This is a genomic window from Deltaproteobacteria bacterium, from assembly GCA_003696105.1.
Classification (GTDB): domain Bacteria; phylum Myxococcota_A; class Polyangia; order Haliangiales; family J016; genus J016.
Genome location: RFGE01000336.1, coordinates 1 through 12,259 on the forward strand (window position 1 = coordinate 1; position 12,259 = coordinate 12,259).

Consider the following 12,259-nt stretch of genomic DNA (forward strand, 5'->3'; position numbering starts at 1 on the left):
CCGTCACGTCGCTGCCCTGCACCGTCAGCGTGCAGCCCGACGAGCTGATCCCCGCCCCGTCGTTGCTCTTGATCGTCACCCGAGTCAGGCGCACCGTCGGCGCGCCGCCCGCCGCGCTGCACAGCAGCCCGTGTGCGGCTGACGAGCCGGACGCTCCCCGGAGCGTCACCCGTTCCAGGGTCACGTTCGCGCCCCGCAACACCTGCACCACCGGCGTATCGGTCGCCAACGCGGGCGCAACGATCTCCGTCGTACCCGACGCGCTTCCGATGATCCGCACGTCCACTCCGTCCAGCAGAATCGTCTCGTCATATCCCCCCGCGCGCACCACCACCGTGCTCCGCATCGCCGTCACCTTCCCCAGGCCCGCTCCGATCGTCTTGCACGGGTTGTCCCGCGTCCCGCACCCGCCCCCGTCGTTGCCCGTCGCCGCGTCCACGTACACGATGCCCCCCTCGTCCGCGCACATCTCCGCCTCTTCCTCGCACACCTCCGACCCGCACTGGTCGTCCCGCACGCACGGCACGCACCGCCCGTCAGGCGCGCACGCCGGCGTCCCGCCCCCGCGCGCCTCGCACTCCGTGTCCACCCCGCACGCCCGGCACGTCCCGTCGTCGCAGATCGGCTCGGCCGCCTCCGCGCACTCCGCGCTCGTCATGCACTCCGGTCCCGCGTCCACCATCCCGTCCGGCCCGCCGCCGTCCGCCATCCCGTCCGCTCCCCCCGCGTCCCCCTTCGTCCCCGCGTCGAACGGGTTCGGGATGCACGTGTTCCCCGTCCCCCCGTACTCCCCCGTCACGTCGCAGTACGGCCGCTCCGGATCCGTGCACTCGACGATGACGTCGCTGCCGCCGGCGGCGCACGATTGGCTGTCGGTGCAGCAAAACTGCGGGTCTTTTCCCGAGCAGGCCGCGGTGACGGCGGCGACGGCGAACGGCACGAACCCCAGCGAGCGAGCTACCAACCAACGAGCGTCGACCATGCGATTTCCTCCGTGTTGGCGCGCACCTTACCACCGCGCTCGCGCGGCACGGAAGCCGCCGCCGCGGGGGTGTGACGCAGATCGCGCGCGGCGCGCGGCGGGGAGCCGGCGAGTTCCACTGGGCGTGCGAACGCGAACATGCCGCAGCGGGTATCGGCGCGCGCGCCGGCCGGTTGCGCGCAAAGTGACCCGAGCGCCGGCCGCGCGCGCCGCGCCCGCGCCGCACGCGCGCTCGCGCCGCGCCCGCCGCCCGCCTCGCGACAACCGGGTGCCGGCGCGGGTTGCGCGGGTTGCGCGCCGCGCGGCCCCCGCCGCGCGCTACGCGGCGCCCTGCTGGCCGCCGTCGGCCGGCGACAGCGCCGCGCGCAGCTCGGCCAGCCAGCGCTCCGCGGCAGCCGCGGACGGGTGCGCCCGCGCCCGCGCCTCGAGCGCGCGCAGCTCGTCGTCGGTCATCACGCGCCACATCGCCGGCACGAGCGCCTCCTCCTCCGCGGCCAGGTGGCGCAAAAAGTCGGCGCAAAACGCGCTCAGCGCGCGGTACAGTTGGACGCCCGCGCCGAGCCGCTCGCCCGGGCCGGCCTGCACGACGCGGTCGAGGTGCTGCTCGATGCCGCGCATGTGATCGTCCTCGGTGCCGTGCTCGACGCCGGCCGCCGCCAGCGCGTCCGGGTCGCGCTCGAGCAGCGCCGGGAAGTACACCTCGTCTTCGATGCGCGCGTGCGCGCGCAGCAGCTCGAACGCATCGCGGCACCGCTTGGCGAACGCGCGCACCGCGTCGTCGTCGCGCGCGTCGAGCCGCCCGGCATCGACCGTGAGACCGAACAGGATGCGGCGAATGCCTTTGTGAATGGTTGCGAACGGATCGAACCGGTCAGCGGTCGTCATACGACTCCCCCGTGTTTCCAACTTTGTAGCACCTGCATGTAGTTCGCGCGCTCGAATGCTTCCGGATCGGGGCAGCGCTGCAGGCTCATGCTGCCGATCATCTGGCGGACGGACTCGTACTCGTGCTCCTCGAGCCACGCCAGCATCTCGGCGACCACCGCGGCGACCGCGGCCGGGCCCGCGCGCAGGATCGCGGACGTCATCTGCACCGCGCTCGCGCCGGCCATCAGCGCCTTGATCGCGCCGGCCGCCGAGTGGACGCCGCCGGTGGCCGCGAGCGACGCGCTCACTCGACCGTACATCGCCGCGAGCCACCGCAGGCGCAGGCGCAGCTCGTCGGGGGACGACAGGGTGAGCGCCGGCGTGACGTCGAGCGCCTCGATGTCGATGTCCGGCTGGTAGAACCGGTTGAACACGACGATCGCCGCCGCACCGGCGTCCGCGAGCCGCGCCGCCATGTGCACCGGCGCCGACAGAAACGGCGACAGCTTGACGGCGACCGGGATCGACACGGCGTCGACGACGGCGCGCACGGTATCGACGTAGCGCGCCTCGACCTCGGCGCCCGATTCGTCGGGGTCGGTCGGCACGTCGTACAGGTTCAGCTCGATCGCGTCGGCGCCGGCCTGCTCCATGTGGGCGGCGTAGCGGATCCAGCCGCCGGCGCTGATGCCGTTGAGCGACCCGAACACGGGGATGGAGACCGCGCGCTTGAGGCGGCCGAGCTGCTCGACGTACGCGTCGGGGCCGAGCCGGTAGCCGCCGACGTCCGGCAGGTAGCTGTCGGCCTCCGGGTGGCTGTGGGCGGTCGCCTCGACGTGGTAGTGCAGCGCCAGCTCGTCGCGCTCGATCTGCTCCTCGAACAGCGAGTGCATGACGATCGCCGCGGCGCCGGCCTCCTCGAGCCGCCGCGCGGTGTCGATGTCGTGGGTGAGCGGCGACGCGCCGGCGACGATCGGGCCGCGCAGCTCGAGCCCGGCGTAGGTGACCGAAGTGTCCATCACGCATCCTCCTGGCGAGCGAGCCGCTCGTACAGCCGCCAGCGCCGTTGCAGATACGACTTGGCGGCGGCCATCAGGGCGGCGGCGCGGTCCGGGTCGCGCTGGCGGACCATGCGGAAGCGGGTCTCCGTGTACGCGAACGCCTCGAGGTCGCCGCGCGGCGGCTTGCAGTCGAGCCGCAGCGGGAAGCGGCCGTCGCCGCGCTCGCGCGGGTCGTAGCGAAACAGCGGCCAGTAGCCCGCGTCGACCGCGCGCTTGTGCTGGTCGAGCGCGAGCGACAGGTCGTAGCCGTGGGCGATGCAGTGGCTGTAGGCGATGATGAGCGACGTGCCCGGGTACGACGCGGCCTCGAGGAACGCGTTGAGCGTCTGCCGGTCGTTGGCGCCGAACGCGACCTGCGCGACGTAGACGTCGCCGTAGGCCATCGCAATGAGGCCGAGGTCTTTTTTCGGCGCGGCCTTGCCGCCGGCCGCGAACTTGGCGGCGGCGCCCAGCGGGGTGGCCTTGGATTGCTGGCCGCCGGTGTTCGAGTAGACCTCGGTGTCGAGCACGAGGATGTTGACGTTTTCGCCGGACGCGAGGATGTGGTCGAGGCCGCCGAAGCCGATGTCGTAGGCCCAGCCGTCGCCGCCGACGATCCAGACGGCGCGGTCGACGAGATACTCGGCGATCCGCTCGAGCCGGCGAGCGTCCGGCGAGTCGACGCGAGCGAGCGCGGCGCGCAGCCGGGCGACCCGCTCGCGCTGCGCGGCGATGCCCGCCTCGGTGGACTGGTCGGCGGACAAAAGCTCGCCCGCCAGATCGTCGCCGATCGCGCCGGCGAGCCGGGCGACGAGCGCCCGCGCCTGGTCGGCCTGGTGGCGCACGCCGAGGCGAATGCCGTAGCCGAACTCGGCGTTGTCCTCGAACAGCGAGTTGGACCAGGCGGGGCCGCGGCCGGCCGGATCGGTGCAGTACGGCGTCGTCGGCAGGTTGCCGCCGTAGATCGACGAGCAGCCGGTCGCGTTGGCGATGACGATGCGGTCGCCGAACAGTTGCGTGAGCAACTTGATGTACGGCGTCTCACCGCAGCCGGCGCACGCGCCGGAAAATTCGAACAGCGGCTGCAGGAGTTGGCTCGTCTTGACCGAGATCGGCAGCGCCGTGCGGTCGACCTCCGGCAGGTCGAGGAAGAACGCGAACCGGTCGCGGTCGACCTCGCGGCGCTCGGCCGCGTCGACCATGTCGAGCGACTTGTGGCGCGGGTTGGACTTGTCCTTGGCGGGACAGACGACGGCGCACAGCGAACAGCCGGTGCAGTCCTCCGGCGCGAGCTGGACCGTGTAGGCGTAGCCCGCCAGCTCCTTGCCCTTGTAGTCCATCCACTGGAAGCCGTCCGGCGCGCCGGCGAGCGCCTCCTTGGGATAGGCCTTGACCCGGATCGCCGCGTGCGGGCACACGAGCGCGCACTTGTTGCACTGGATGCACAGCGCATCGTCCCACACCGGCACCTGCAGGGCGATGTTGCGCTTCTCCCACCGCGCCGTGCCGGTCGGCCACGTGCCGTCCGGCGGGAACGCGCTCACCGGCAGGTCGTCGCCGTGGCCGGCCATCATCGCGGCGGTGACCCGCTGGACGAAGTCCGGCGCGGCCGGCGGCACCACCGGAGGCCGCACGCGGCCGCCGCGCGGCTCGGCGGGGACCGGCACCTCGCGTAGGTGCGCCAGCGCCATGTCGACCGCGTCGCAGTTGCGGCGCACGACCGTCTCGCCGGCCTTGCCGTAGTTTTGCTCGATCGAGCGCTTGATCGCGGCGATGGCGCGGTCGACCGGCAGCACGCCGCTGATCGCGAAAAAGCACGTCTGCATGACCGTGTTGATGCGGCGGCCGAGGCCGGCTTGCTGCGCCACGCGGGTGGCGTCGATCGCGTACACGCGGATGCGCTTGTCGATGATGTCGCGCTGCAGCTCGACCGGCAGGTGGTCGAACAGCTCGTCCGGCTCGTACGGCGCGTTGAGCAGCAACGTGGCGCCCGGGGCCGCCCGCTCGAGCACGTCGACCTTGTCGATGAACGACCACTGGTGGCAGGCGACGAAGCTGGCGCGGCGGATCAGATAGGCCGACTGGATCGGGCGCGGGCCGAACCGCAGGTGCGACACGGTCACGGCGCCGGCCTTCTTCGAGTCGTAGACGAAGTAGCCCTGGACGTGCTGGTCGGTCTCGTCGCCGATGATCTTGATCGCGCTCTTGTTGGCGCCGACCGTGCCGTCCGACCCGAGCCCGTAGAACACGCAGCGGACGACGTCGTCGGGTTCGATCGAGCGGTCGCGGTCGTAGTCGATCGACGTGCCGGACACGTCGTCGACGATGCCGACGGTGAAGCGGCGGCGCGGCCGCGGGCGGGCCAGTTCGTCGAACACGCCCCACACCATCGCCGGGTCGAACTCCTTGGACGACAGGCCGTAGCGGCCGCCGACCACCGTGCGGCCGTCGAGCGCGCCGGCGTCGTGCAGCGCCGCGACGACGTCCAGGTGCAGCGGGTCGCCGGTCGCGCCCGGCTCTTTGGTGCGGTCGAGCACGGCGATCGTGCGGGCGCTCGCCGGCAGCGCCGCGACCAACCGCGCCGCGGGGAACGGCCGGTACAGCCGCACCTTGATCGCGCCGACGCGCTCGCCCGCGCCGACCATGTGGCGCACGGTCTCCTCCACCGTCTCGGCCGCCGACCCCATCACGACCACGACGCGGTCCGCCTCCGGGTGGCCGACGTAGTCGACGAGGCCGTAGCGGCGGCCGGTGCGGTCGGCCAGCACCGACAGCGCCGCGTCGACGAGGTCCGGGCAGCGCGCGGTGTACGGCTCGCCCGCCTCGCGCGCCTGGAAGTACGTGTCCGGGTTGTGCGCGGTGCCCCGGATGACCGGGTGGTCGGGCGACAGCGCGCGCGCGCGGTGCGCCGCGACGTCGTCGTCGGACACGAGCGCGCGCAGGTCGTCGTCGGACAGGGCGGCGATCTTGGCGATCTCGTGCGACGTGCGGAAGCCGTCGAAGAAGTGCAAAAACGGCACCCGCGACCGCAGCGACACCGCGTGCGCGATCGCGGCGAAGTCGTGCGCCTCCTGCACGGAGGCGGCCGCCAGCATCGCGAACCCGGTGGGCCGCGCCGCGTACACGTCCGAGTGGTCGCCGAAGATCGACAGCGCGTGGGTCGCGACCGTGCGCGCGGACACGTGGATGACGCAGGGCGACAGCTCGCCGGCCAGCTTGTACATGTTGGGCAGCATCAACAGCAGCCCCTGGGACGCGGTGAACGTGGTCGCGAGCGCGCCCGCCTGGCTGGCGCCGTGCAGCGCGCCGGCGGCCCCCGCCTCCGACTGCAGCTCGACCACGCGCGGGGTCGCTCCCCACAGGTTGGGCCGGCCGGCCGCCGCCCACGCGTCGGCGTGCTCGCCCATCGGCGACGCGGGAGTGATCGGATAGATGGCGATGACCTCGCTGAGGCGGTACGCGACGTCCGCCGCGGCCTGGTTTCCGTCGATCGTCGGCACGGCGCGTCTTCGATTGCACCCCTCGTGCCACCGTCACGGGGCCCGCGGCCCGGCCGGTGCGAAAATCGTGCGCCGACGCGCGCGACGACCGCAACTCGTGCGCCCTGTCCGCTATGCTCGCGCCCCCCAATGGACGCGCACGACGCCGCCATCACCTTGAGCGCCGCCGCCGCCGCGGGCGTGTTCCTGATCGCCGTCGCGGATCGGCTGCGCGTGCCGTCCATCGCGCTGCTGCTCGTCGGCGGCGTCGCGCTCGGGCCCCAGGCCCTCGGCTGGATCGATCCGGCGACGCTCGGCGCGGGGCTCGAGACGGTCGTCGCGCTCGCGGTCGCCGTGGTCCTGTTCGAGGGCGGGCTGACGCTCGACGTCGCGGGCTTTCGCCGCGAGCCGACGGTGATCGTGCGGATGCTCACGGTCGGCGTCCTCGTGACGTGGGCCGGCGCCGCGGCGACCCTCTACCTGTTGTACCCGGACCTCGGGGCCGAGCTGAGCATCATCGCCGGCAGCCTCGTCATCGTCACGGGGCCGACGGTGGTGTCGCCGCTGCTGCGGCGCATCGGCGTGCGGCCGCGCCTGCACCACATCCTGTACTGGGAGGGCGTGCTGGTCGACGCGGTCGGCGTGTTCGTCGCGGTGCTGTGCTTCGAGTGGATCGCGTCGGCCGGCGACCAGCCGGCGCTCGCGCCCCTGGGCCGGTTCGCGTCGCGGTTCGCGATCGGCGCGGGCATCGGCGCCGCGGTGGGGCTGGCGACCGGCTACGCGCTGCGCAAGCGGTGGGTCGCCGCGGACCATACCAACATCGCCGTGCTCGCCGCGGCGCTGCTGGCGCTGGCGCTGGCCAACGCGGTGCTCCCGGAGGCCGGCATCCTCGCGGTGATCGCGGCCGGCCTCGTGGTCGGCGTGCGGCGGCCGCCGCAGCTCAAGGAACTCAAGCGGTTCAAGCTCGAACTCACCGAGGTCGGCATCGGCCTGCTGTTCGTGCTGCTGGCGGCGCGGCTGGACCTGCGCCAGTTCCTCGACGCCGGCTGGCGCCTGGTCGCCGCGCTGGCGGTGTTGCTGCTGGTGCTGCGGCCGATCGGCATCGCGCTGTCGACCTGGGGGCAGCACTTCAGCTGGCGCGAGCGGGCGTTCCTCGCGTGGATGGCGCCGCGCGGGATCGTCGCGGCGTCGATGGCGTCGCTGTTCGCGCTGCGGCTCGACGCGCTCGGCTACGAGCGCGCGGGCTTCCTCGAGACGTTCACGTACGCCGTGATCGGCACGACGGTGATCGTGCAGGGGCTGTCGGCGCCGGCGATCGCGAGCTGGCTGGGCGTGAAGCGGCGCACGCGCGGCGCGTGGCTGCTCGTCGGCGACCCGCACGTTGCGGTGGAGCTGCACCGGCGGCTGCGCCAGGCCGGGGGTCGCAGCCTCGTGCTGGCGGCCGGCGGCCCGCCCGGGGACGCGCTCGCGTCCGACGACGTCGACGCGCTGGCGGACGGCCCGTTCGACCCGGCGGCGATCGACGACCCGCGCATCGCCGACGTGGAGGCCGTGCTCGCGCTGGCGCGCGCCCCGGAGATCAACGACCGCATCTGCGAGGCGTGGTCGGAGGTGGTCGGCGCCGCCGCGTGCTACCGGTGGGACGGCCATCCCGCCGACGGGCGACCGGGACGCGCGGTGTGGACCGACCTGCCATCGCCCGCCGAGGTCAAGGCGCTCGTCGAGGACGGCCGCTGCGCGATCGACGCGGTCGACGTCGGCGAACCGGAGGACGCCGCGCGGTTCGGCCCGTCGCTGCGCCCGCTGCTCGCGGTCGACGACGGCCACATCGTGCTGCTCGACGGCGACGTGCCCGAAGGCGCGCCCGCCGTGGTCGCGCTGCGGCGCCGGATCCCCGGGCTGGCCGGGCTCGTGCGCGACGCGATCGTGATCGACCGCCACGCACCGACGCGGGCGGAGGTCATCGGTGCGCTGCTCGACCTGGCGGCGCGCCACGCGCCCGACCTGCCGCGGGACCGCCACGCGGCCGACATCCTCGCGCGCGAGGAGGCGATGCCGACCGCGATCGGCGCGGGAGCGGCCGTGCCGCACGTGTACGACGACCACTGCCCGCAGAGCATGTGCTTCGTCGCCAACGTCGCCGGCGGGCTCGACTGGCACGGGCCGGACGGCGAGCCGGTGCGCCTGGTGTTCCTCGTCGTGTCGCCGGCGGGCCAGGCGGCCGAGCACCTGCGCAGCCTCGCGGCGATCTCGCACCTGGTGAGCAGCCCGGGCGTCGCGACCGTGCTCGCGCGCCAGCGCACCCGCGGCCGGCTCCTCGCGCTGCTGCGCGAACTCGAGTAGCCCGGCGGCCGGCTCCTCGCGCTGCTGCGCGAACTCGAGTAGCCCGGCGGCCGGCGGCCGGTGATATCGTCGCGCCCGCCGCTGCCATGGCCAAGCCGAACAAACGCCGCCGCCGGCGACGCCGCGCCCGCATCGTCGTGCCCCGGCGCGCCGTGCGCGGCGCGCCGCCCGGCGTGCTCGACCCGCCGGCCAACGCGCCCCGCCCGCGGATCGCGCTCATCGAGTACGGGCCGGACGGCGCGAGCGAGCGCGCCGTCGAGTCGATCGCCGAGCTGGCGGCGCCCGCACCGTCCGCTGCCGTGCGGTGGATCAACATCGACGGCGTCGGCGACGCGGACGTGTTCGCGGCGCTCGGCGACGCGTTCCACCTTCACCCGCTGGCGCTCGAGGACGCCGTGCACGTCCACCAGCGCCCGAAGGTCGACGACTACGGCGACCACATCTACTTCGTCGCGCGGATGCCGGCCGGCGAAGAGCCTTTGGTGCTCGAACAGATCAGCGTGTTCGTCGGGCGCGGGTTCGCGATCACCGTGCAGGAGCACCCCGGCGACTGCCTCGATCCCGTGCGCGAACGGATTCGAGGCGCGCGCGGCCGCATCCGCGGCGCCGGCCCCGACTACCTGCTGTACGCGGTGGTCGACGCGATCATGGATGCGTACTTTCCGATCGTCGATCGCCTGAACGTGCGGCTCGAGCAGATCGAGGAGCGCGTGCTGCTGTCTCCCGGCGACGGCGTCGTCGCCGAGGTGCACGCGATCCGCCACGACTTGCACCTGCTGCGGCGCACGCTCACGGCGTCGCGCGAGGCGCTCGGCGCGCTCGTCCGCCGGGACTCGGACCTCGTGGGCGACGACACGCGCGCGTTCCTGCGCGACTGCCAGGACCACGTCGACCAACTGCTCGACGCGGTCGAGGCGTGCCGCGAGCTGAGCGCGAGCCTGATGGACCTGCACGCGTCCGCGGTCGCCAACCGGATGAACGAAGTGATGAAGGTGCTCACCCTCATCGCGACGATCTTCATCCCGCTGAGCTTCATCGCCGGCGTCTACGGGATGAACTTCGACCGGTCGGCGTCACCGTGGAACATGCCGGAGTTGGGCTGGCGCTACGGCTATCCGCTGGCGCTGGCGGCGATGCTCGCCACCGCGCTCGCGTTCCTGTGGTTCTTCTGGCGGCGGGGCTGGCTGTCGTTGCGGCGCGACCGGCCGCCGAGAGACGACGCCGACGGCGCGTGATCGAGGCGCCGCGGGCGCGAGCGCGCGGCTACGGCGGGGGCCGCTCGGCGCGGCCGCGAGCGCGCGGCTACGGCGGAGGCCGCTCGGTGCGGCCGCCGGCGTACACGGCGAACCGGCCGGCCTCGCGCGGGTGCACGGGGCCGTCGGCGGGCCACGGCCAGCCGCCGAAACCGCCGCGCTGGTAGTCGGCGATCGCGTCGCGAATCTCGTCGTGCGACGTCATCACGAATGGCCCGTAGTGGGCGACCGGCTCGCCGATCGGCCGCCCTTGCAGCAGCAACCATTCCGCGTCCGCCGGGCCGTTGTCGATCGGCACATCGGCATCGGCGACGACCTGCACGCCGGTGCGCGGCGGCACGTCCACGCCGGCCACCCGCGCCGGCCCGCCGCGCACCAGGTACAGGGTGCGGTGCACGCCGGGCCGCGCGGGCGGCGGCGTCCACCGCGCGCCCGGCGCCATGCGGACGATCCAGATCGCCACGTCCGCGTCCGGCCGCGCCGCCCACGAATGCGGCGGCGGCGCCGGCGGCCGCACGCCGCCGACCGCGCCGGCGATCGCGCGCACCTCGACCGGCCGCCCGGACTCGTCGGCGAACCGCGCCGTCGGGATGCGGTGCCGCCACATCATCTGGTAGTGCGGCTCGACCAGTTTGTCGGCGCGGGGCAGGTTGAGCCAGATCTGAAACAGCTCGGTCGGATTCGGCGCGTCGCGCGACAACAGCGGGAACATCTCGGAGTGGACGATGCCGCGGCCGGCGGTCATCCACTGCACGTCGCCGGCGCCGAACCGGCCGGTGGCGCCGAGCGAGTCGGCGTGGTCGATGAACCCGCGCCGCGCGATCGTGATCGTCTCGAACCCGCGGTGCGGGTGCCGCGGGAACCCGGGCACCACGTCGCCGTGATACATGCGCCAGCCGTCGATGCCGTCGAAGTCCATTCCGATGCGGCGCCCGGTGAGCGGCGCCGCCGGTCCGAGCGCGTCGTTGCCCGGCGGATACGCGTCGTCGTGGTGGACGCAGAACAAGAACGGATCGACCGTCGGCCACTGGAAGTCCAGCGGCACGGTCGCCAGGACCGGACCCGCGTCGTGGCCGCGCACCATGGCGCAAGTGTAGCCGGCGCGCGAGCCGACCGCCGCGCGCGGCTATTCGATCACGACCAGGGGCGTGACGCCCGCGCCCCAAAACGACGTGCCGGGATACGCGCGCCGCAGCGTGCCCGCGCCCGTGGCCGGGTCGATCTCGATCACCTCGCCCGCGCGCGTGAACGCGTACACCTTGTTGTTGGCCACCGCGCAGCCGAACACGCCGCCGAACCCGATCGGGCCGACCGGCGTCGCCGCGCCCGTCGCCGTGTCGACCGTGAGCAGCACGTTGTTGTCGTGCTCGTCGCCGTTGGGCCCCTCGTCCGAGACGGCGAACATGGTGCCGTCGGCGACCGCCACCAGGTCGCCGGCGGTCGCGTAGCCGCCGCCGAACGAGCCGATCTCGGTGACGGCGCCGGTCGCCGGGTCGACGCGCCGCACGCCCCCGGCCGCGTCGGTCGCCAGCAGCGCACCGTCGGGAAGAAACGTGAGCCCCACGTTGGACACGCCGGGCACGTCCGCGACGTAGGTCGCGGCGCCGGTGGCGCGATCGATCGTGAACAGCCGCGTCTCGGTGATGCCGTACAGCGTTCCGTCCGGCGTCACCGCGATGTCGGTCATCCCCGATTCGCTGCCGTCGAGCCCGAACGGGCCGACCAGCGTGAGCGCGAACTCGCGGTCGTCGATGACGAACAGTTGGTCGGCGGTGTGGACGTACATCTCGGCCGGCGGCACCGCGGCGTCCGGCCGGCGCGCGGCGTCGGGAGCCGGCGCGGCCGCGTCGGGGGCGGGCGCGGCGTCGGCTGCGCCGGCGCCGGGCATCACCGAGGGGGCGCACCCGGCGGCGACCGCAAGCGACAGAAGCGACAACGAACGCATCGGTGGGAGCGTGTACCACGGGGACGCGCCGCCACCAACGGCAAACCGCGGCGGCGCCCCGGGACGCACGGCGCCGGTCCACTCCCGCGATTTGGGGTAAAGGGTTACCCGATTTCGTATGGGGCATCGGCCAAGACGGCAGGCGCCGCCGCATCCGAGCAGTTGGCGCTGCGGGGGCGCGCCGCGCCCGAGCCGTTCGAGCGCGCGGGCCTCGGCGATCGGCGCGCGGGGCCGTGGCCGCACCGGGGCCGAGCCCGCACCGTCGAGCCCGCACCGGTGGGGCCGTGGCCGCACCGGCCGTGGCCGCACCGGGGTTGATTGGCACCGCAGCGAACGAACCTCGTTTGCGA

8 protein-coding genes are annotated in these 12,259 nt (G+C 73.8%); 2 read left to right on the plus strand and 6 right to left on the minus strand.

Going from position 1 to position 12,259, the window contains the following annotated elements:
* The 4 genes from D6689_20940 to nifJ all read right to left on the minus strand — a co-directional run.
* Nucleotides 1–982, minus strand: a 982-nt coding sequence (locus tag D6689_20940; protein ID RMH37507.1) for a hypothetical protein, incomplete at its 3' end; no start/stop codon positions are given.
* A gap of 318 nt (nt 983–1,300) precedes the next feature.
* On the minus strand, nt 1,301–1,867 hold the full coding sequence (locus D6689_20945) for a hypothetical protein (protein ID RMH37508.1): 567 nt from the start codon (nt 1,865–1,867) through the stop codon (nt 1,301–1,303).
* The gene (locus tag D6689_20950) at nt 1,864–2,868 is read right to left on the minus strand and encodes a dihydroorotate dehydrogenase-like protein (GenBank protein ID RMH37509.1); all 1,005 of its coding nucleotides are present in this window, start codon (nt 2,866–2,868) and stop codon (nt 1,864–1,866) included. The genes D6689_20945 and D6689_20950 overlap by 4 nt, the downstream gene beginning before the upstream one ends.
* Complete coding sequence (nifJ, locus tag D6689_20955) at nt 2,868–6,380, minus strand: pyruvate:ferredoxin (flavodoxin) oxidoreductase (GenBank protein ID RMH37514.1); 3,513 nt, start codon at nt 6,378–6,380, stop codon at nt 2,868–2,870. The genes D6689_20950 and nifJ overlap by 1 nt, the downstream gene beginning before the upstream one ends.
* 138 nt (nt 6,381–6,518) lie before the next feature.
* Between nifJ and D6689_20960 the strand changes: the two genes are divergently transcribed.
* On the plus strand, nt 6,519–8,711 hold the full coding sequence (locus D6689_20960; GenBank protein ID RMH37510.1) for a hypothetical protein: 2,193 nt from the start codon (nt 6,519–6,521) through the stop codon (nt 8,709–8,711).
* Between the two features lie 86 nt (nt 8,712–8,797).
* Nucleotides 8,798–9,946: a magnesium and cobalt transport protein CorA gene (gene corA, locus D6689_20965; GenBank protein ID RMH37511.1), complete on the plus strand. Its 1,149-nt coding sequence runs from the start codon at nt 8,798–8,800 to the stop codon at nt 9,944–9,946.
* Between the two features lie 67 nt (nt 9,947–10,013).
* On the opposite strand, the gene D6689_20970 is transcribed toward corA, so the two are convergent.
* Together D6689_20970 and D6689_20975 are read right to left on the minus strand one after the other, a co-directional pair.
* The gene (locus tag D6689_20970) at nt 10,014–11,048 is read right to left on the minus strand and encodes a pirin family protein (GenBank protein RMH37512.1); all 1,035 of its coding nucleotides are present in this window, start codon (nt 11,046–11,048) and stop codon (nt 10,014–10,016) included.
* 42 nt (nt 11,049–11,090) lie between these two features.
* Nucleotides 11,091–11,909 (minus strand): hypothetical protein, encoded by an 819-nt coding sequence (locus D6689_20975; protein ID RMH37513.1) that lies wholly within the window; start codon nt 11,907–11,909, stop codon nt 11,091–11,093.
* Nucleotides 11,910–12,259 lie beyond the last annotated feature (350 nt).